Below are 21485 nucleotides of genomic sequence, written 5' to 3'. Positions count from 1 at the left end.
CCCTGACATTCCACTATGATAGAAGGAATGTAGTGTATTGATAAATGAGGATTTCTAGTTCTAAATATCAATATTTAATTTAAAAGATTTTTAAACAAAAAAAGCCCATCTTTCGATGAGCTTTTAATCAGTAGCGGGGAGCAGGATCGAACTGCCGACCTCAGGGTTATGAATCCTGCGCTCTAACCATCTGAGCTACCCCGCCGGGTAAAAATATTTGCTTATATTATCAAATATTTGTGTGGTTATTTTTTGGAGTTGCAAATATAGAATAATTTACCTTTCTTTAGAAAAATAAAATAAAAAAAGTAGTCCGGAGTTTTGTTCTGGTAATGAATTAACATGGCAGATAAGAAAAAATTTACGCTTGAGTACGAGGTTAAATCGTCACCACGAATACTGTATAGTTTTATAAGTGAGCCAAATGGCTTATCGCAATGGTTTGCCGACGATGTTAATTTCCGCGACCAGGTTTACACTTTTACCTGGGATGATGAAACGCAAAAAGCTAAACTTATTTCTGTAAAAGAGAACAAACTTGTTAAATTCAAGTGGATTGATGATGAACCACAGTGCTATTTCGAGATGGAAATTGTACAGGATGAGCTGACCAATGATGTTGCTTTAGCGATTACAGATTTCTCTACCGACGAGCTGCTTGCCGAGAAAAAATTAATCTGGGATAACCAGATTGATTACCTGATCAGCGTTTTAGGTGCCTAATATATCTGCGCTTTGCTTACCTTTGTAGGGTGAAAAAAATACATCTTCTAATAATAAAAACATTTATAAGGCCTTTTATTGCCACTTTTTTTGTGGTAATGTTTATCCTTTTGATGTTTTTTCTATTTAAATATGTTGATGATTTAATTGGTAAGGGCTTTGAATGGTACACCATTTTCGAACTGATGTATTATCAGTCGATGGTTCAGATTTCAATGGCTTTGCCCTTATCTGTATTACTTTCCTCGATCATGACTTTTGGCACATTGGGTGAAAACTATGAGCTGGTCGCCATCAAATCGGCTGGTATTTCACTTCAGAAAGCCATGCAGCCTTTAATGGTTTTAATTATCGGACTTACCATAGGTTCGTTTTTTTTCTCTAACTATATTCTCCCAAAAGCCAATCTTAAGTTTTACTCGTTAATGTATGATGTAAGAAATAAGAAGCTTGCATTTTTAATTAAGCCTGGTGTTTTTAATAACAGTATTCCTGATTATTCTATCCGCGTAAACAGTAAGGATGAGGATGGTAAAATGTTCGGGATTATGATTTACGACCATAAGGGGACCAACGGTATTCCTAAGGTAATTCTGGCCAGAGAAGGTGAAATGAAAAAATCGAAGGATGGGAAGTTTCTGATTTTTAACCTTAAAGATGGGGTAACCTACGAGGAGCAGTCGAGCAGTAACGGAATTTATAATCCGAGGCAAATTCTTTCGCGAAGCCGGTTTAAGGAAACTGAGCCGAAGTTCAGCATGGAATCATTCGATATGCAAAAAACCGATCAGGGAGCTTTTGGTAACAGTACGGTGATGCTGAACCTGAAAGGTATTGTGAGGAAAAGGGATTCGCTTTCGAAGCAAATGGATACGCTTTACCGCAATACCGGCAGGAGCCTGGGTAATAATTTTAAACAAAATAATATTACACAGGGCTACAGCAAGCTCAAGGTTGTGGCTAAAAAAATCGATAAAAATATTTTAAAGAGTATTCCTAATGGCTCAAGGTTGTCGAGTATTCAGAATGCATCGAATATTGTTTCGGTTATTAACCAGAGTTTGGCAAACAGTGTTCCCCGCCAGGAAGATTTACGGGGAGAGATTATTTTTACCAGTGTAGAATACCAGCGGAAATTTACGCTTGCTGCATCCTGTATTTTGCTGTTTTTTATCGGAGCGCCATTGGGGGCGATTATCAGAAAGGGCGGAATGGGTTTACCTGTGGTTATCGCGATTTCCTTTTTCCTTATTTACCACATTGTAACTACCGTAGCGGAGAAATCGGCGAGGGAAGGGAGTATCAATCCGATTTTCGGGATGTGGATTGCCTTTATCATTTTAACACCACTGGCAATATTTTTAACTTACAAAGCAACAGCCGATTCTGCACTATTCGATATTAATCAATACAAGCAGTTTTTTGCCAAATTCTTCAAGAAAAAGGAATCGTAATCTCCCGATTTTCCTTTACTTACAAATGATATATTCTTAAGCATATTGCTTAATAAGATTGTACCTTTGTGTTAATAAATGCCATGCTTTTTTAGGTTAAGAAGCCGTAATGGGCAGTGGTTGTTTATTGATATTGTACTTTATAAAAAATGCAAACAAAATTAAACACTATACAAGAGGCTATTGATGATATCAAAGCCGGTAAAGTTATTATCGTTGTTGACGATGAGGACAGAGAGAATGAAGGTGATTTTTTAACTGCAGCTGAGAACGCAACGCCAGAGGTGATTAACTTCATGGCAACTTATGGCCGTGGTTTAATTTGTGCGCCCTTAACTGAAGAGCGTTGTGATGAGCTTAACCTGAACTTAATGGTTGGCAAGAATACGGCGGCCTATGAAACTAACTTTACGGTTTCAGTTGATCTGGTTGGCCATGGCTGTACTACGGGGATTTCGGCAAGCGACCGTTCTAAAACGATGCTGGCGCTGGTAAATCCAAATACGAATCCTGATGAGCTTGGCAGGCCGGGCCATATTTTCCCTTTAAGGGCCAAAGATGGTGGTGTAATCAGAAGGGCAGGGCATACTGAAGCTGCGGTAGACTTAGCCCGTTTAGCGGGAATGAAACCAGCAGGAGTTTTGGTAGAAATTTTGAAGGAAGATGGCGAAATGGCCCGTTTACCTGATTTATTTAAGATTGCTGAGCAACACCAGCTTAAAATCATATCTATAGAAGATTTAATTGCCTATCGTTTAGGTATTGATAGCCTGGTAAAGCAGGAAGTAACCATCGATTTACCCACTGCCTGGGGCGATTTCAAAATGACTGCCTATACGCAACTTGATAATAATGCTACGCATCTGGCGATATCAAAGGGTGAGTGGAAAGCCGGCGAGCCAATCCTTGCCCGCGTGCACAGCTCGTGTGTTACGGGTGATATTTTTGGTTCGTGCAGGTGCGATTGCGGTCCGCAGTTGCACAAGGCTTTGGAAATGATTGAGAAAGAAGGTAAGGGTGTTGTGGTTTACATGAACCAGGAAGGACGCGGTATCGGTCTTATCAATAAACTACGCTCGTATAATTTACAGGACGCTGGTTTTGATACGGTTGAAGCTAATATTAAGTTAGGCTTTAAAGGTGATGAGCGTGATTACGGTGTTGGTGCACAGATTTTAAGATCGCAGGGTGTAACCAAAATGCGTTTGATGAGTAATAACCCAACCAAACGTGCCGGTTTAATTGGCTACGGTTTAGAAATTGTAGAAAATATTCCGATCGAGATTGAGAGTAATGTTCATAACGAACGCTATTTGAAAACCAAGAGGGATAAAATGGGCCATTCTATTATGAAAGGCTAATATATATTCACAGCACTTAATTATCAGCGATCAGCTTTTAATTAAGTGCTGTTTTGTTTTTAACAGGGTTATTGTTCCTACCTTTTCGGATTATTTTTCCTGTCGTTAATAATCGCTTCCTTACTTATTGATTTGTTTGTTTTAACGGGCTGTTCTTCCTGTTTCTTCCTTAAGTTTCTTCGGTAAGCACCTGTAATTTTCTGTAAAAACTCTTTAAAAGTGTCGAACTGCTGGGTGTATACCAAGCCCACCGACGTTACATTTGCGGTAGCGCTGATTCCACTATTCAGGAATATACTTTGCTGAGTTGGTGGTTTATTAGCCAGTTTACCGGTTAAGCTTCCATCTTTTCTGATCAGGAATAAAGCTTCTACCTCGCTACCTACATTATTTTTAGAAAAATCGATTACCGTGAAATCGTTTAAACTGTTGCGATCTACAATGCCGGCATTGATAATCAGGCGGTCGTTAAAGAACTTAAACGAGGCATTGGCTTCACTCAAAGATTTTACGTTTAAATCGACGAAATTCAGATTTAAAGAAGAGAGTACATTGTTAAACTGGTTAAATACAAGTTCTGTAGCGGTACTCGTTGCGGTGGTTCCTATCTGATTACCGATAGATTGCCCGCCGTTACCTGTAGCGAAACTCCTTCTGATGATTAAACTGAATGCCTGCAGGTTCAGGTTGTTCTGATCGCTCAGATAAGCCTGAAGCTGCTCTTTAATTGATGGCTGCGACGGGAAGTTGATATCCAGCTTAATATCTGGTTGTAACAGTAAACCTGTTAAGCCCATTTCCACTTCTGTATCCACACGCTGGTTTGCACTGCTGCTTACATCGCGGTTGGCCGCCTTGAAAAGTTCGTTAAGGTTAGCCCTTAATGCGTAAACTGCTTTCAGGTTAATTTGTGCGGCGCTAGGGTTTCCTGTCCACCGGATGGTTCCCCCTTGCCTGATGGCGAATTTTTTGTTAATTACCTCCTGAGCCGTAAAGTCGAAACTACCGGTTTCGATGATGTAATCGCCCGACATTTCAAAATCGCCAAGACTGTTAATGTTCAGGTTGAGCTCGGCATTACCTTTACCACTTAAGTTGCCCAGGGTTGTATAAATATTCGCCGTGGTATTCGGATCGATAGTTAGCTTAAACGTTAGGGTTAATCCTTCGAAGTTTGTGGTTTTCTTCACCACTTTTGCCGAATCTCTGCTGATAAAATTAATGAAATCTTTATCGGCCACTGTTTCTGAGCTGTTTAGCGGTAAATTAAATACGGTTCCTTTTTCGGTTTTGGCCTTGATGTCGATCTTCATCTTACTGGTAGGGCCAGTAAATTTAAAAAGACCAGTTCCGTAGGCTTTACCATAATAAACTGAATTATCTTTCGCGGTGGTGTTAAGTGCCATGAAACTTTCGGCATCTACCTCAACTTTGAGGGTAGGGTCGTCTATGTTATTTAAATCTACTGTACCATTTGCGGTTGCTTCATGGCCTTCAAGATCTGCCAGTTTAAAGTTGTCGAGATTAATTACACTGTTTTCTACCTGAACTTCATCGCTGATTACATAGGTTGTTTTCAGGTAGTTTACCATCAGTTCACCTTTATCGAAAGACAGTGAGCCGTTAATTTTTGGGTTATCGAATTTACCCCTAACTGTTAAATCGGAAGAAACATTTCCCTTTAGGTTTGATACAAGTGTTTTAACGAATGGTTCGAAGATGGTAAGTTTACTATCATCCATTTTAACTTTCAGGTCGATATCCTTTTCCTTAAGGTCTAAATTTCCCGTAAGTTTAAAGGTCTCTGAGTCATCGGCCATAATCCGGGTATACACATTAATCAGGTTCTTATCACTGTTGAATGATGAGGTATCAGTTAGTGTGCCGATGTAGATGTCGTTAAAATTAAGGGAATCTATTTTCGAATCATTCTTAATCTGTGGCACTTTTAATATGCCATATAAATCTGTTTTACCATTTACATTTCCGCTTAGTTTTACGCCAAAACCTTTTGTAAAAGGGTTCAATGTCCGAAGGTTGAAATCTTTATAGCCGACCTGCAATAGATCTTTCGGGTCTTCAGAGATTAATCCATCTACGGTAATTTGCTGGTTTCCATTGGTTAAATCGAAGTTCTTTATCTCGGTTTTTCCGTTGTTCAAAATGATGCGTACTTTCTCCTGTATGCGCCATTCTTCGTGATTAATTTTTAAGATGGAAGGTAAGACACTCAATCTGGCTGTGGTATCCTGGTTTTTAGTGAACTCAACCAGGCCGTTTAAGTCGAGTTGGTTTTCTTCGAGTGTACTCGACATTTTTAAGTTGAAGGCCAGACTGTCGTTCCTGAGGATGTTCGAAATGTTTACATCTTTAATGAAAAGACTATCGTTAATCTGTACCCTGTCGGATGTTACGTTGAGCTGGAGTTGTTGGGGTGTGGTATTTTCATCGACAATAATATTGTTTACCACTATTCCCTGGTATTTAAGGTTTTTTACAAAGCCGTTCAATGTGGCGGTATTGTTGCGTGAATCGAAGTTACCGATGAAGTTAGCACCCTCGGCAAGCTCAAGTCCTGGTGAGATCAGCTGGGCCAGAGGCTCAAATTTCTTCACCTTTAAGTTGAACTGAAAAATCTGCTCGTTGTATTTAATGATTTTGGTCTGGAAGGATGGAACGTAGGTTTTGGCTATTGCTTTGTAATACGAACCAATAGAATTTAAATCATATTTCCCGCTGATACTGGCATCGAGGATATCGGATTTAATATTCAGCGTACGCTCCACACCTTTACCATTTGCCGTAAGTTCTACCGAGTCTATACTGTAGGTACCCTTAGGATTTTTCAGGGTGATTTCCTGTATACGGAGCCTTCCTTCAATGTTGTTCAGGTTTGTCCCTGAAAAATTGGTGTTAAATTTCGCATCAACCCTAAGTGAGTCTTTAAGTAAATGGAGTGCCTTTAATTTTGCGCCTGAAATGGTGGCATTGAAGTTAAATACCGGCAGTTTCGGGTTCAGGTTTACACCACCATCAAACATAAGCTTTATGTTTTTGTCGTTGATGCTTAATTTACCGTCGAAATATTTTTTATCGAAAGTACCATCAACTTTCACATTGCGGTAGCGGTAATCATTAAAATCAATATAATCTACAGTGCCGTTAAGCTTTTCTGTCAGGTGTTTAAGTTCGGTACCCTTGCCTTTTACGTATAAGGATGAACTTATTCTCCCTAAGCTCTTTTCATCAAGCAGGTTGCCCAAGTTGAAATCGTATGTTTTAACATTACCTGAATAGGATGGCACGTCATTTTTATCGATTTTCATGTTGACATCAGAAACCACACGGCCCAGTTTGGTTTTAAATTCGCCATAAGCGATAAAATCGTTCTGGAAACCGGTAAAGCTTCCATTGAAGTTAATGTTTCCAAACTTGTTTATTATCGATGGAACGATGGCTTTCTTTTTACCCGTAATACCGGCAAGTACTTCATCGAGGTCGGTTTTGTTGGTTCCGGCCATGTCGATTTTCAGGTCCATAAAAGTTTCTTCCCATTTTGGTAAACCTTTAATTATGAAATCGCCTTTTATATAGGTTGCTTTTCCTGATTTTACTGAAAGCTTTTTGGCTTTTAAGTTGTTTACCAGGCCGGTAATCTGTCCATCCACATCCAGGTCAAGCTTCATGTCTTTTAGTTCCGGTGCGAAATAGGCGACATCCTTAGAGGTAATGTGGCTATCTTTAAAGATGGCTTTCATACGTACATTATCGATGTAATGATTAAAATCCCTGAAGGTTTTAAATTTCATCTGATAATAATTGGTTAAACGACTTTGATTGGTAACCAACAGTAGGTTTTTCAACTCGATAGCATTTGAATCAACGGTAGTTTCAGCGCTTAGGTTTTTAAGATAAAAGCCACTTCTTTCCCGTAGGGTCAGGTTTTTAATATTGGTTTTAAGCAAGTGGTTTTTCGTGTCTAAACCCTCTAGAATCATGCTCAGATCCTTAACATCGACGTTATCAAAATTTACGCTGTTACCCTGGCTTAAATCTTTTGCTTTAAAGTTTTTGTATTTGAAATTGAGCTTATTTATGATTGTTCTCCTTAAATCAATTTTGTAGGGCTTTTTAGTTGGATCTTTTACACTAGGTTTACCTGAATCGAAGTAATTTATAATGAAATCGAGGTTAGAAGAATTATCTTTGAAATCTTTTAGAAAGAATGTTCCGTTATTGATTTGTACGGTGTTTATGTCAATTATCTTTTTTTCGATGGATAACTGATTGATATCGACCATAAGTGCCGGCGTGTTCAGTAAAGTATCTTTCTGTAAATCCAGAACGAGCAAATCTTCGAACACAATGGATTTGAAAGGTTTGATGTACAGGCTTTTAATGGAAACAGTAGTGTTAAGCTCCTTTGATAAGTAGGCAGCAGCTTTTTTTGCAAAAAAAGTTTGAACGGACTTAAATTGCAGCGAAAAAATGAGAAGCGCAAGCAGCAAAATTATTGATGCAATTATCCAGAGGAGTATTTTAAATAGTTTTTTAATAATTTTGTGTCTTAAATAAAAATAATTTGTCTGTTATACTTGCTATCGAGTCTTCCTGCGATGATACATCAGTCGCTATCTGTAACAACGGCAAAATTACGGCCAATGTTATTGCAAACCAAACAATTCATGAAAATTATGGTGGTGTAATCCCTGAATTGGCTTCCAGGGTACATCAGCAAAATATTGTACCCGCCGTTGCGCAGGCTTTAAAAAATGCTGGTGTTACAAAACAGGACATTACAGCTGTTGCTTTTACCCGTGGACCGGGATTATTGGGTTCGTTATTGGTTGGTGTTTCTTTTGCGAAATCATTTGCGCTGGCACTTAATGTGCCATTAATTGCTGTTAACCACATGCATGCACATATCCTGGCTCATTTCATAGATGAGCCGAAGCCGGCTTTCCCGTTTTTATGTTTAACGGTATCTGGCGGGCATACACAAATTGTGCTGGTTAAGGATTATTTCGACATGGAAATAGTTGGTGAAACGTTGGATGATGCAGCCGGAGAGGCTTTTGATAAAACAGCAAAGATTTTGCAGCTACCCTATCCGGGAGGACCTTTAATTGATAAGCATGCGCAATTGGGTAACCCGAAAGCTTTTAAATTTGCTGAGCCTAAAATAGATGATTTAAATTTCAGTTTTAGTGGCTTCAAAACTTCAGTGCTTTATTTTATCAGGAATCAGGAGAAGGAAAATCCTGATTTTATAGCTGAAAACTTAAATGATATCTGTGCTTCGGTTCAATACAGTATTATCCAGATTTTACTAAATAAGCTGAAGAAAGCAGCTATACAATACGGTATTAAAGAAATTGCCATTGCTGGTGGTGTATCGGCTAATTCGGGACTAAGGAATACCTTGCAGGAAACTGCTTTGGCGTTAGGATGGAATGTTTATATACCGGCGTTTCAATATTGTACTGATAATGCAGGAATGATCGCCATAGCGGGTTATCATAAATATCTGAAACAGGATTTTGTAGGGCAGGATGTATCACCAATGGCGAGATTGGAGTTTTAAGGTACGTTAGTTCATTGGTTCATTAGCCATTTGTTCATTGGTAAGTGCGAAGGTTAACTGCTTAATTGTTTAGTCCGCTTAACTCTATACTGCCAATTCAGAACTGGTTGTCATCCTTAATGGAGTAGAAGGGGTTATTGCAAACTTTGGTAAATGCGAAGGTTAACTGGTTAATTGTTTAAGTCGATTAACTCCAAACTGCCAACTCAGAACTGGTTGTCAGCCGGAACGGAGTCGATGGGTTTATGGCAAACTTTGCTAATTGCTAACTGTAAACTGCCAACTGACTTTGTATATTTGTGGTAAATGGCTAGAGAAATAACTAAGTTAAAACCGTTTGACAATTGAAATTTGATAATTATTTTTTTATATGACAGGAGCATCGTTAATATTTTGGATTGTTTGTGCAATTCCACTAATCGGAATTTTATATTATCTGATTAGAAAAGATAAAAATAAGCTGAAAGGAAGTTGGGGTGTTATTATTTTAGGTGCCCTGATTATCGCAGCGATACTGGTTATTGTTTATGTAACTAAAGACTTTAACGCAATTTTTAGTCAGGACGGAAATTAAAAATCAGCTAGAATAAAATGCAAAAGCCCCGAATTGATTCCAATTCGGGGCTTTTGTTTGCTATTTTAAATTACTTTTCTTCCAGGTGTTCGCCAGTTACTTCGGCTTTGATTTTTGCTTCTAGTTCGTCGGCAAGCTCCGGGTTATCACTTAAAAGCTGTTTAACGGCATCTCTTCCCTGGCCAAGTTTTGTATCGCCATAAGAGAACCATGAACCTGCTTTTTTGATGATGCCAAAATCGACACCTAAATCGATAATTTCGCCATTTTTAGAAATACCTTCACCAAACATTACATCAAATTCGGCAATACGGAAAGGTGGGGCAACTTTATTTTTAACGATTTTCACTTTTACGCGGTTACCAGAAACTTCGTCAGTATCTTTAATCTGCGAAATACGGCGGATATCTAAACGAACTGAAGCATAGAATTTTAATGCGTTACCACCAGTCGTTGTTTCAGGGTTACCAAACATTACACCAATTTTATCACGTAACTGGTTAATGAAGATACAGCAACAGCCGGTTTTTGCAATTGTTCCGGTTAGTTTACGCAGGGCCTGGCTCATCAAACGGGCGTGTAATCCCATTTTGCTGTCACCCATTTCACCTTCAATTTCACTTTTAGGAACAAGGGCAGCAACAGAGTCAATTACAATAACATCTATAGCTCCTGAACGAATCAGGTTATCGGCAATCTCCAATGCCTGCTCACCGTTATCCGGCTGAGAAATTAAAAGATTGTCGGTATCTACACCTAATTTTTTAGCATAAAACTGATCAAAAGCATGCTCGGCATCGATAAATGCAGCAATGCCACCTTTTTTCTGCGCTTCGGCGATGATGTGCGTGGCTAAAGTTGTCTTACCTGATGACTCAGGGCCATAAATTTCTATGATCCTACCTTTTGGGATACCACCAATACCTAAAGCGATATCTAAACCGATAGAACCAGTTGATATATATTCAATCGCCTCTACGGCTGTTTCGCCTAGTTTCATTATGGTACCTTTACCATAAGATTTTTCAAGTTTATCTAAGGTTAATTGTAGGGCTTTTAATTTATCTGGATTTGCGCTTGCCATATTTATTTAAATTTGTTTCGGTAAATATAATTGAATTGTCGGCTAATATGCTGCTATGTTTATAAGTTGTATTGCTAAAATATTTAGCTAAGGTAATTCTTTTTTAGCTAATGTCAATAGTAAATTGAAAATAATTTAACGTTTAGCCGATTCAGGATCTTTTTTAGCTTGCAGACGTTCGTAATAGCGGCACATGTAGGTTATTTCGCAAATGTCGCACTTAGGGCTTCTGGCCACACAAACGTAACGTCCGTGTAAGATGAGCCAATGGTGGGCAATGTGGATGTCGCGTTCAGGGAGATTTTTAACCAGATCTTTTTCAACTGCAAGCGGTGTTTTTCCGTTGGTTAGACCTAAACGGTTAGCCACGCGGAATACGTGTGTATCTACAGCCATGGCCGGTGCGTTATAGATTACTGAAGCGATTACGTTAGCCGTTTTACGTCCAACACCTGGCATTTTTTGTAAGTCGTCAATGCCTGAAGGTACCACATCATTAAATTCATGCAGCAAAATATTGGCCATACCTACCAGGTGTTTGGCTTTATTATTCGGATAGCTGATGCTTCTTATATAATCGAATACAATATCGGGTGTAGCTTCAGCCAGTGCTTTTGCATTAGGGAAACGCTGAAAGAGGGCAGGTGTAACCATATTGACCCTTTTGTCGGTGCATTGTGCCGAAAGAATTACTGCTACAAGCAGCTGATATGGATTATTATAATGTAATTCGGTTTCTGCATCAGGCTGTTTTGCCGAGAAATGTTCTACAAAAAGTTTATAACGTTCTTTTTTAAGCATTGGCAAATATAGCTAAACATGGGGGATGTAAAATGGGTGATGTAAAATGTAAAATGAAAGATGTAAAGTGGAACAAGGAAAATATAATCTGGTTGAGCGATAATTTTCGCCAAGTACTCCCTGCTTTCCGATTTTAGCTTCTTCCGCTTAATGCATTACAACATATTCAGCTTTGGATGCCTCTTCCTCATTACTTTCTGTCCCCGATGCTTTCCGCTTAATGAGCCAAAAGGCAAAAAAAGCACCTACTAAGGCCATAGCTGCACCAACATAAGCCGGTGAAGTGTAATCGAAACCATACACCAAAGGCAGGCCGCCAAAAAATGCGCCTAATGCGTTACCAATATTAAAGCTTGCCTGACTTGCAGAAGCAGCTAGCATTTCTGAACCTTTAGCACTTTGAATCATTAGCATTTGAATGGGAGCGGCCAATGCAAAGGAAACGGCACCGGTAACGAAAGTCATGATTAAGGCCAGCGGCTGATTAAATGAAACAAAATGTACAACTGTTAATGTGACTACCATAGTTAATAAAAGCGCAGCTGATGCCTTAGCCGGAGAAAACTTATCAGCCAATACGCCGCCGATGTAATTTCCAACCATCATGCCGAAGCCTGCCAGCATCAGAATGTAAGTTACCGCGTTTGGCGAAAAACCTGCTACTTCGGTCATTAATGGAGCAATGTAACTGTACCAGGTAAAGAGGCCTCCGGTACCAATAGAAATCATAAAGATGATAATCCAGGCGTCGCGTTTTTTGAAAAAGCTAAGTTCCGCTTTCAAATCGCGGTTTTTCGTTGCTTCTAATGCAGGTAGCCATAATTTAAGACTCAATAGTGTTACAAGGCCAACAAAAACAACAACTGCAAATGAGATTCGCCACGAAAAGTTGTGGCCTATAAAAGTACCTAAAGGAACACCGACAATGTTGGCAATGGTTAAACCCATAAACATTAAGGATACCGACTGTGCAGCTTTTCCTTTCTCTGCAATCCGACTGGCAACAACAGAGCCAACACCAAAGAAGGCACCATGTGGTAATCCGGAAAGCAGGCGGGCAATGAATAAAGTGTTGAAAGTTGGGGCAAATGCAGAAAATGCATTAAATACAGTAAACATTACCATTAAAGCGATCAATATCTTTTTAGGTGGGTATTTACCAGCTATCATAATCAATAGCGGGGCACCAATAACCACACCCAGTGCATAAGCTGAAATTAGATGGCCAGCCTTAGGTATACTTACGTTTAATCCAGTTGCAATATCAGGTAGGAGTCCCATCATTACAAATTCTGTGATACCTATACCTAAACCACCTAAGGTTAATGGAAGCAAGTTCTTGTTCATAATGCTTAGTGTTAAAATTACACTATGTAAAGGTAGTGCTTTTAATGTAAGATGGAAAGTTGTAGGTGCAAAAATGGAAGATAAATGACTGAGGGATGGAGAAGATGGAAGATTTAGGATGGATGATGAGAGATGGATGATGTAGGACCTAAGAGGTGGAGTTTTTTTGAGTGCGTATTTCATTGCATAAAAAAAGCTGCCTCACATGGTGGGACAGCTTTTTTGCTCGTGTAAAACTTACTTTGTTTTGCTGTAGGCTAAAATCCTGTTGATTGTATCATCAGAAGGATTTTTCATCAGCCCATCTAACTTACTTTTGATCTGGTCATAAAATAAGTCGATTTCTGCATCCGATTCATTATCAGTTGTTGACTGAAACATGTTTTGTGAAGGTAAATTTACATTTGTTTTTGATGTAGAGGTTTTTGTCATAAGCAACTAAGATGTTATTGTTTTATAAACTTAACGATAGTTCAGTTGCTTTATTTCAATCCCTAAAACATTTTATGTAATATTTATGTTACCCTTTGAAAGTCATCTCTTTCGTCTTAAGCATTTTGCGCAGGTTGCTTAAAGCATAGCGCATACGGCCTAAAGCCGTATTAATACTTACATCGGTTAAGTCGGCAATTTCTTTAAAGCTTAAATCGGCATAATGACGCATTAGAAGTACTTCTTTCTGCTCATCAGGCAGTAAATGGATCATTGCTTTTAAGTCTTTGTGGGTCTGGTCGCGAAGCATTCTTTCCTCTGCACTTTCATCATAAAAGTGTAGCATATTAAATACATCCATTCCATCCGAACTCGTAATAATCGGTGTTCTTTTTTCTTTTCTGAAATAATCGATAACTAAGTTGTGCGCAATACGCATTACCCAAGGCAAGAACTTGCCTTCCTCGTTATATCGTCCTGATCGCAGCGTGTTAATCACTTTAATAAAAGCATCCTGAAAAATATCTTCTGCCAGATATTGGTCTTTAACCAATAAGTAGATAGAAGTATAAATTTTGCTTTTATGTCTTCTTAAAAGTTCCTGCAATCCATTCTCGTTCCCGGTAATGTATAACTTTACCAGGTCCTGATCATTATATGATTGTAAATTCATAGGTTTACCTACACTAAATCCCGTACTATTTGCTAAAAATTAATTTGTAGAAGTTTAATTTCTATAGCTGCTCTCCTATGTTTTTTGAATGATGTTAGTTTGGTTCTGAGACTGTTAATAATCAAAGAAAGTGTTTTTTTTATCAAAAAACAAAAAATAAAATGTTAAAAAATAAATTAACCGTCTCAGTACCCTATTTTTGTATGTCATTTTATAAAACCCAAATAATGCAAAATGGGTTATATTTTATATCTTAATAATTCATGAGCAAAAAAGAAGCCGAAAAAGATCCGCATAGAAATATTATTATAAAAGGTGCCCGAGTACACAACCTGAAAAACATAGATGTTGCTATTCCAAAGAATAAACTTGTGGTGGTTACGGGGATGTCTGGTTCAGGTAAATCTTCACTAGCATTTGATACTTTATATGCTGAAGGACAGCGACGTTATGTAGAAAGTCTTTCGTCGTATGCCCGTCAGTTTATGGGCAGGATGAACAAACCCGATGTAGATTATATTAAAGGTATTGCTCCGGCAATTGCTATCGAGCAGAAGGTAATAACGTCGAATCCACGCTCTACGGTGGGTACATCTACAGAAATTTATGATTATTTAAAGTTGCTTTTCTCCAGGATCGGTAAAACTATTTCTCCGGTTTCGGGCAAAGAAGTTAAAAAAGATTCAGTAAGTACGGTAGTAGATTACATCAGTTCGATGGAGGAGGATACAACGGTAACTATTTTTTGCCCACTATATCCTCATAATAACAGAACCATAAAGGAAGAGCTGGCTATCCTTTTACAAAAAGGATTTTTAAGGGTATTATTAAATAATAAAATTTTAAAAATTGAATCTGTTTTAGATGATGCTGATTTTAAGGATGTTGAATTAACTGACGACAAAACAGTACAGATTCTTATCGATCGTATTGTTACCAATCCGGAAGAGGAAACTTTGAACCGCCTGGCCGATTCTGCACAGACTGCTTTTTTTGAAGGAAAGGGCGATTGTTATGTGGAAGCCAATGGAAAAACAAAACATTTTAGCGACAGGTTCGAATTAGACGGGATAAAGTTTGAAGAGCCAACGCCTAATTTTTTCTCATTCAATAATCCTTATGGCGCATGTAAGCGTTGCGAGGGTTACGGAAATGTCATCGGTATTGATGAGGATTTAGTTGTTCCGGATAAAAGTAAAAGTGTTTATGATAATGCGATTGCGCCATGGAGAGGGGAGAAAATGGGGGTATGGCTGCAGAATTTTATTAAGGCGGCATCGAAATTCGATTTTCCGATACATCGCCCCTACAGTGCCTTAACTGAGGCAGAGCAGCGTTTGCTTTGGACAGGTAATAAATATTTCGAAGGTCTTTATGCTTTTTTCAAGGAACTTGAAGAGCAGACCTATAAAATTCAGTACCGTGTAATGCTTTCACGCTATCGTGGAAAAACAACCTGCCCTGATTGTAAAGGATCGCGACTTAGAAAAGATGCATCATATGTAAAAATAGCAAATAAATCAATTATTGATGTGGTTTTAATGCCATTATCGAAAGCCCTGAATTTCTTTAATGAATTGAAATTAAGTGTAAACGATGCTAAAATTGCCAAGCGTTTGCTGGCTGAGATCAATAACCGCTTTCTTTATCTTAATAATGTTGGCTTAGGTTATTTAACGCTAAACCGTCTTTCAAATACTTTATCGGGTGGAGAGTCGCAAAGAATAAACCTGGCAACTTCTTTGGGGAGCAGTTTGGTAGGCTCTATTTATGTACTGGATGAACCGAGCATCGGCCTTCACCCACGCGATACGAATAAGCTAATTGAAGTACTGGTTTCTTTACGGAATGTTGGTAATACCGTTCTCGTGGTTGAGCATGAAGAAGAAATGATGCATGCTGCCGATCACATTATTGATATTGGTCCTGAAGCCGGAACCCATGGCGGTAACCTTGTTTTCAGCGGAACTTATGATGAAATTATTAAGGATAAAAAGAGCTTAACAGGCCGGTATTTATCTGGTGAGGAAAAAATTGCCATTCCTACACAACGCAGGAAATGGAAAGACCATATCCTGATTAAGGGCGCAAGGGAAAATAACCTTCAAAATATAGATGTAAAATTTCCATTGGGTGTTTTTACTGCCGTAAGTGGTGTTTCGGGTTCGGGTAAAACCAGTCTGGTGAAGAAAATCCTGTATCCAGCATTACAGAAAGCAATAGGGAATTATGCAGGTGAACAGACGGGTGCATATGATGGGATTTTTGGTAACTATGATCTGGTAAGTGCTGTAGAGTTGGTTGATCAGAATCCGATTGGTCGTTCGAGTCGATCCAATCCGGTAACTTATGTAAAAGCCTGGGACGATATCAGGGCATTATTTTCTGGCTTAGCCGCTGCCAAGGCTGCCGGATTAAAACCTGCTGCATTCTCGTTTAACGTAGAGGGTGGCCGTTGTGATGTTTGCCAAGGTGAAGGTGAGGTGAAGATTGAAATGCAGTTTATGGCCGATATTTACCTTCCTTGCGAAGCTTGCGGAGGCAAAAGGTTTAAGCAGCAGGTGCTGGATGTTACCTATAAAGAGAAAAACGTTTCTGAAATCCTTGATATGACCATTGATGAGGCTGTTGAATTCTTTAAGGACGAACCGAAAATCTTGAATAAACTTAATCCGCTGGTTGATGTAGGCTTAGGTTATGTTCATCTGGGGCAATCGTCGAATACTTTATCTGGTGGCGAGGCACAACGTATTAAGCTTGCCTCTTTCTTAATAAAGGGTAATAATGCAAATAAAACCTTGTTTATTTTCGATGAACCGACCACGGGACTTCATTTTCATGATATTAAAAAGTTGCTTAAAGCGTTGAATACTTTGATTGAACAAGGTAATACCATTCTGGTTATCGAACATAATATGGATATGATTAAATGTGCCGACTGGGTTATCGATATCGGTCCTGAGGGTGGTGATGGCGGCGGTCAGCTTGTTTTTGAAGGCATGCCTGAGGACCTGGTGAAAGCGAAAAACTCTTATACTGGAAAATATTTAGCTACGCATTTAAAATAAATCCATAATTTCGGCAATGCTTTTTTTAACGTTTTTCATTGGCATATTACTTAACGCCATGGGTTACATCCCCCCAGGCAACATTAACTTAACCGTAGCCCAGTTAGCCATTAACAAAGGCATGCGTCAGGTTTGGTATTTTATTTTGTCATTCTCCTGCGTAGAGGTGTGCTTCACGTTTGGTATGATGCGTTTTGCCCGTTGGGCGATGAGCGACATTAATCCAAATGAGGCGGTTAGCGAGGTAAGGCTTGGTACCCTGGTAGATTGTTTTATGATCCTGATGTTTATCGTAATGGGAACAATCACCTGGGTAAACCGTAAAAAAGTTCCGAAAACAAGTAGTGCAAAAGAAGATAAACGTAGTGGAAGTGTTCTTTATGGTTTGATACTTGGTGTTTTAAATCCGGTTCAAATACCATTCTGGTTGTTTTTTGGGAATTATGTTATCCTTCACGAATGGATTGAAACCGATTACCTTTCACTGGTTATATTTAGTATTGGCTCGGGTTTTGGCTCGGCTTTAGCACTATACCTGTATGCACATTTTGCAACCTTTATTCAGGAGAAATTTGCACTAAGCAGCCTGATTATTAATAAATCAATTGCCATTTTTCTTTATGTACTAGCTGTTTATCTGATTGTTAAGCAGTTGATTATTATCTTTTAGTTTTTCCTTTTGGCAGAAGCCTGAGTGATTTTCTCTATTGGTTGCCGTTGGCTAAAGCCGAAAGATCGGTAAGGGATAAGGTAAGACAGGATTATGGCGCCAAGCCAATAGTTAATAATTTCTTTATTTACTTCAGAAATTCTACATTCCAAATCTTTTCTGCTTTCCGCCCAATTAACCAGAACGAAGCTGCCAATACTGAAAAGAATAGTGCTTTATGCCAGCTATCCCAAAAATATTCGAAATAGCGGGTATATAAATTAAGGAATAAAAAGGTGATACCAAACTCCCGGGCAATATCATCTCTGTATTTCAGTCCATATAAGGTACTTGCCAAGCAAACAGCAGCTGAAATCAAAGCCCAGTAGAATAAACTCAACTGCCTGACTTTATACCATTCTTCCAGGCTTGCAAAGTTTCCAAATACAGATAAAGCCCACAGGGCAACGAAAAGATAAACCATTCCGGCGATGTAAGTTACCTGGAAAAAGTGCTGCATTTTTGGTTTCACTTTCATGATGAAGGATGCAGCCGTTAATACAGCTCCAAAAATTACGAAACGCAGGGGGTAATTCATGCCGAGGAAATAATAATTCCATCGGCTTAAATAGCCGGTTTCAGTGCCAAACCATGCGCCCAGGGAGATTAAAGCAAATATCCAGATTAACCTCGAGTTGAAAATATAACCTAATGCACCATATACAAAAACAGAGATTAGTATCAGTACAGCAAAATTTCCTGAGCCATTATCTAATGCTTTTCCAAAATAAGCTATGGCATTTGCCGTAAGCAATATTGCCGAAAATATAATTGCTTCGTTGCTGAACTTTAAATGGGGAAGGCTTTTCTTTCTTTTAAAGCCCAGTATATATAACCAGGCTGCTAATCCCCCAGAAACGATTGCAATTACAATGTTTGGCGTATCGTAAACCCTTTTAAGGTAGTTTAATATCGAATTATCAATCAGTAGCGAACCTAAGGCTATAAAACCACAAGCCAGTGCTACCCAAAAAGCATATTGAGCCAAACGCAGCCAATCGAAGTTTTTGGTCTCATAACTTTTGCGAAGCTTTTGACCTGTTTCTTCATTGATTAAACCATCAATTTCCCACTGATCAATCATTTCGTCAAGAAATTCACTTTTTTCTCTATCAACTTTCATAATCCCGGTTATAAACGAAGGTAAATAATTTGATCATCATTACGAGACTGATTTTTCAGCAAAGGAAGCAATCTCATCCTGATCAGATCTTATAAAATTGCTTTCCTGTGGTGTTCCTTTTTAATGACAGATTATAGCACTTCTTTAATCTTTTTATTATTGCCAACAATCCAGATAACATCGCCGTTGTCAAATACGAAATCAGAAGAAGGGTTTAATATTTTGTCAGCACCCCGTTCTATGCCAACAATTAAAGCTTGAGCCTTTTCCCTGATTCCGGCATTTCTGATGCTTAAACCATAAACTGGCGATTCTGTATTTACCACCACTTTCTGTAAACTCATTTCTTTATCCGGGAAGCTTTTTTCCTGCTCTGTTTCTGGGATATCTACTTCCAGAATGTTTTTCACTGCTGCCAGCTGGTCGTCGGCTCCAATTAATAATAATTTATCATTAGGATATAGCCTTTCATCCCTGCCTGGGGTTGGGATGGTATTTCTGCCTCTTTCAATCATAGCAATGTTCACCCCATATTTTTCCCTGATCATCAAGCTTGATAAAGTCATGCCAACTACTTCCGATTCTGGTGAAACTGTTAATTCGGCAAGGTGCGTATCCCACGGTAAAATTGCGGGCTTTTGGTTTTCTCTCGCATTTAAGTTCAACATAAAGCGCTTTTCGAGTTTATCGTAAAACGATTGTAGTTTACGTGAGAAAATTATCATGCCTAATACAATCATTAGTAAAGCAATCATTGCAGCAACCCAGGTATCGAAGAACTCGTACATTAAAAAGCCTACAAAGAAAATACCGAGGGCTATTCTGAAAATCTCTATGGCGATCAATGGTCCGCGGGTATATTTTTTATTCAGCCATAAATGCGAATAAGCTGTTTTCTGAATCCTCCGGATGGATAGTGCCCATAAAAAGGGCGACATTAAAATAAAGGAAACGATTACACTAATGATGATAGAAGTTAGGCTATTGGCAATGTTTTTAACAATAAAAGGCTGCACATAACGGTAAGCCAGAAAGATGATCGCTATAATAATTACCGAATGGATAATGGTGTTGAAAATATAGGAGCGTAATAGGATTCTCCAATCGCTCAAGGTTGTAATACCCTCCGTACTTGAACTATATCTCTCGATACCGTCGAGCCATTTTTGCGGTAATTTTCTTTTCAGAAACTGATAAAATGGCTCCGATAGCTTAATCAGGTATGGTGTAGTAAAAGTGGTAATTGCAGCAGCGGCTACAGCTATAGGATAAAGGAAGTCGCTGGTTACTTTTAGCGTTAAACCAAGCGATGCAATGATAAAAGAAAACTCACCGATTTGGGCCAAACTCATTCCTGATTGCACCGAGGTTTTTAATGGCTGTCCGGAAAGTAATGCACCCAGTATGGTAAACAGAATTTTTCCGAAAATGATTACCAATGTGGCTACAAGAATTGGTACAGCATATTTTACCAGCATTGTGGGGTCGATAAGCATACCAACCGATACAAAGAAAACTGCTGCAAATAAGTCCTTAACCGATTTTGTTAAATGTTCAATACGTTCGGCCTGTGTTGTTTCGGCCAGAATGGAGCCCATAATAAATGCGCCCAGTGCAGGAGAAAAACCAACTTTATCAGCGAGCAAAACCATTACGAGGCAGAGTGCCAGTGAAACGACCAGCATGGTTTCATCGTTCATTAGCTTTTTTGTTGCTTTTAAAAATGATGGAACCAGGAATATACCACCCAGGAACCACAACACAAGGAAAAAGGCAAGTTTTAAAATTGAAAACAGCATCTCCGTCCCTGCAGATTGCTGGCTAACGGCCAGGGTAGAAAACAACACGAGGATCAAAATGGCTACTAAATCTTCGACAATTAAAACCCCGAAAACCAGGCCGGCAAACTTCTTATGTTTCAGACCCAATTCTTCAAAAGCTTTTATGGTAATCATGGTTGATGAAATGGATAGGATTCCGCCGAGGAACAGACTATCCATATTTGACCAGCCCATTGCTTTGGCAACAAGGTAACCTGCAAGGATTATGAACAGCACTTTAACAATGGCGGTAATAGAAGCTGAACCGCCAACCTTTACGAGTTTTTTGAAACTAAACTCTAAACCCAGACTGAACAAAAGGAAAATTACACCAATTTCGCCCCAGATATTAATACTTTTAGTATCCGTTACGGAAGGGAAAAAACTGAGGTGAGAGCCAACTAAAAGGCCAGCCAAAATGTAGCCTAAAACCAAAGGCTGTTTAATTCTTTTAAATATAAGTGTGGTAATTCCTGCTGCGGCAAGAATTAATCCTAAATCGGCAATTAAATCTGGTAAATGCATTATAAAAACGGTAAAATTAAAAATGTACAAAAAGCATGGCATCGGCCATGAGATGTATTAGGGAAGTTCCGCATCGCTGCGGTAGAATTAGGTTTTTATTACCAGAAAACGTGTTTCGGATAAAGCATTTTAATTAAGCACCAATAATTAAATTTCAATCTTTTAATTACAACCTTGCCATTATTGATTTTGTTCTTTAAAAAAAGA

The 21485-nt window shown here is 38.7% G+C and carries 15 protein-coding genes and 1 tRNA gene; 7 read left to right on the top strand and 9 right to left on the bottom strand.

Annotated features, from left to right (window positions below):
- Positions 1 to 131: 131 nt before the first annotated feature.
- A tRNA-Met gene (locus R2R71_RS20810) sits at positions 132 to 205 on the bottom strand.
- 137 nt (positions 206 to 342) lie between these two features.
- Here R2R71_RS20810 and R2R71_RS20805 point away from each other — a divergent pair.
- From R2R71_RS20805 to R2R71_RS20795, 3 genes are all read left to right on the top strand, one after another.
- Positions 343 to 723 carry an START-like domain-containing protein gene (locus R2R71_RS20805; protein WP_316833221.1) on the top strand — a complete coding sequence of 127 codons (381 nt, stop codon included), beginning with the start codon at positions 343 to 345 and terminating at the stop codon, positions 721 to 723.
- 29 nt (positions 724 to 752) lie between these two features.
- A complete protein-coding gene (locus R2R71_RS20800) occupies positions 753 to 2177 on the top strand; it encodes an LptF/LptG family permease (protein WP_316833220.1) in 1425 nt (474 codons plus the stop codon).
- Positions 2178 to 2326: 149 nt separating this feature from the next.
- On the top strand, positions 2327 to 3538 hold the full coding sequence (locus R2R71_RS20795; protein ID WP_316833219.1) for a bifunctional 3,4-dihydroxy-2-butanone-4-phosphate synthase/GTP cyclohydrolase II: 1212 nt from the start codon (positions 2327 to 2329) through the stop codon (positions 3536 to 3538).
- A gap of 77 nt (positions 3539 to 3615) precedes the next feature.
- On the opposite strand, the gene R2R71_RS20790 is transcribed toward R2R71_RS20795, so the two are convergent.
- Positions 3616 to 7902 (bottom strand): translocation/assembly module TamB domain-containing protein, encoded by a 4287-nt coding sequence (locus tag R2R71_RS20790; RefSeq protein ID WP_316833218.1) that lies wholly within the window; start codon positions 7900 to 7902, stop codon positions 3616 to 3618.
- A 218-nt stretch (positions 7903 to 8120) separates the two neighbouring features.
- On the opposite strand from R2R71_RS20790, the gene tsaD reads away from it, so the two are divergent.
- Together tsaD and R2R71_RS20780 are read left to right on the top strand one after the other, a co-directional pair.
- Positions 8121 to 9122 (top strand): tRNA (adenosine(37)-N6)-threonylcarbamoyltransferase complex transferase subunit TsaD, encoded by a 1002-nt coding sequence (tsaD, locus tag R2R71_RS20785; RefSeq protein WP_316833217.1) that lies wholly within the window; start codon positions 8121 to 8123, stop codon positions 9120 to 9122.
- 370 nt (positions 9123 to 9492) lie between these two features.
- The gene (locus tag R2R71_RS20780; RefSeq protein ID WP_316833216.1) at positions 9493 to 9696 is read left to right on the top strand and encodes a hypothetical protein; all 204 of its coding nucleotides are present in this window, start codon (positions 9493 to 9495) and stop codon (positions 9694 to 9696) included.
- A 70-nt stretch (positions 9697 to 9766) separates the two neighbouring features.
- Here R2R71_RS20780 and recA read toward each other — a convergent pair whose 3' ends face one another.
- The 5 genes from recA to R2R71_RS20755 form a co-directional block, all read right to left on the bottom strand.
- A complete protein-coding gene (recA, locus tag R2R71_RS20775) occupies positions 9767 to 10780 on the bottom strand; it encodes a recombinase RecA (RefSeq protein WP_316833215.1) in 1014 nt (337 codons plus the stop codon).
- Between the two features lie 135 nt (positions 10781 to 10915).
- Entirely contained in the window at positions 10916 to 11581 is a 666-nt protein-coding gene (gene nth / locus R2R71_RS20770; RefSeq protein ID WP_316833214.1) for an endonuclease III, read from the bottom strand.
- A gap of 147 nt (positions 11582 to 11728) precedes the next feature.
- Entirely contained in the window at positions 11729 to 12928 is a 1200-nt protein-coding gene (locus R2R71_RS20765; RefSeq protein ID WP_316833213.1) for an MFS transporter, read from the bottom strand.
- A 237-nt stretch (positions 12929 to 13165) separates the two neighbouring features.
- On the bottom strand, positions 13166 to 13360 hold the full coding sequence (locus R2R71_RS20760) for a hypothetical protein (protein ID WP_316833212.1): 195 nt from the start codon (positions 13358 to 13360) through the stop codon (positions 13166 to 13168).
- A gap of 88 nt (positions 13361 to 13448) precedes the next feature.
- On the bottom strand, positions 13449 to 14033 hold the full coding sequence (locus tag R2R71_RS20755) for an RNA polymerase sigma factor (RefSeq protein ID WP_316833211.1): 585 nt from the start codon (positions 14031 to 14033) through the stop codon (positions 13449 to 13451).
- Positions 14034 to 14296: 263 nt separating this feature from the next.
- Between R2R71_RS20755 and uvrA the strand changes: the two genes are divergently transcribed.
- Positions 14297 to 17101, top strand: coding sequence for an excinuclease ABC subunit UvrA (uvrA, locus tag R2R71_RS20750; protein ID WP_316833210.1), 2805 nt, complete (start codon positions 14297 to 14299; stop codon positions 17099 to 17101).
- 58 nt (positions 17102 to 17159) lie between these two features.
- On the top strand, positions 17160 to 17771 hold the full coding sequence (locus R2R71_RS20745; protein ID WP_316833209.1) for a LysE family transporter: 612 nt from the start codon (positions 17160 to 17162) through the stop codon (positions 17769 to 17771).
- A 127-nt stretch (positions 17772 to 17898) separates the two neighbouring features.
- On the opposite strand, the gene R2R71_RS20740 is transcribed toward R2R71_RS20745, so the two are convergent.
- A complete protein-coding gene (locus R2R71_RS20740; RefSeq protein ID WP_316833208.1) occupies positions 17899 to 18933 on the bottom strand; it encodes a DUF2157 domain-containing protein in 1035 nt (344 codons plus the stop codon).
- Between the two features lie 131 nt (positions 18934 to 19064).
- A complete protein-coding gene (locus R2R71_RS20735; RefSeq protein ID WP_316833207.1) occupies positions 19065 to 21278 on the bottom strand; it encodes a cation:proton antiporter in 2214 nt (737 codons plus the stop codon).
- Between the last annotated feature and the right edge of the window lie 207 nt (positions 21279 to 21485).

Source organism: Pedobacter aquatilis (genome assembly GCF_032678405.1).
GTDB lineage: Bacteria > Bacteroidota > Bacteroidia > Sphingobacteriales > Sphingobacteriaceae > Pedobacter > Pedobacter aquatilis_A.
This window is presented reverse-complemented; position numbering and strand designations above follow the sequence as displayed.

Coding starts and splice junctions, on each gene's coding strand:
- R2R71_RS20765 (WP_316833213.1), bottom strand. CDS start 12,928: ATGAACAAGAACTTGCTTCCATTAACCTTAGGTGGTTTAGGTATAGGT.
- uvrA (WP_316833210.1), top strand. CDS start 14,297: ATGAGCAAAAAAGAAGCCGAAAAAGATCCGCATAGAAATATTATTATA.
- R2R71_RS20795 (WP_316833219.1), top strand. CDS start 2,327: ATGCAAACAAAATTAAACACTATACAAGAGGCTATTGATGATATCAAA.
- R2R71_RS20760 (WP_316833212.1), bottom strand. CDS start 13,360: ATGACAAAAACCTCTACATCAAAAACAAATGTAAATTTACCTTCACAA.
- R2R71_RS20740 (WP_316833208.1), bottom strand. CDS start 18,933: ATGAAAGTTGATAGAGAAAAAAGTGAATTTCTTGACGAAATGATTGAT.
- nth (WP_316833214.1), bottom strand. CDS start 11,581: ATGCTTAAAAAAGAACGTTATAAACTTTTTGTAGAACATTTCTCGGCA.
- R2R71_RS20745 (WP_316833209.1), top strand. CDS start 17,160: ATGGGTTACATCCCCCCAGGCAACATTAACTTAACCGTAGCCCAGTTA.
- recA (WP_316833215.1), bottom strand. CDS start 10,780: ATGGCAAGCGCAAATCCAGATAAATTAAAAGCCCTACAATTAACCTTA.
- R2R71_RS20735 (WP_316833207.1), bottom strand. CDS start 21,278: ATGCATTTACCAGATTTAATTGCCGATTTAGGATTAATTCTTGCCGCA.
- R2R71_RS20780 (WP_316833216.1), top strand. CDS start 9,493: ATGACAGGAGCATCGTTAATATTTTGGATTGTTTGTGCAATTCCACTA.
- R2R71_RS20755 (WP_316833211.1), bottom strand. CDS start 14,033: ATGAATTTACAATCATATAATGATCAGGACCTGGTAAAGTTATACATT.
- R2R71_RS20805 (WP_316833221.1), top strand. CDS start 343: ATGGCAGATAAGAAAAAATTTACGCTTGAGTACGAGGTTAAATCGTCA.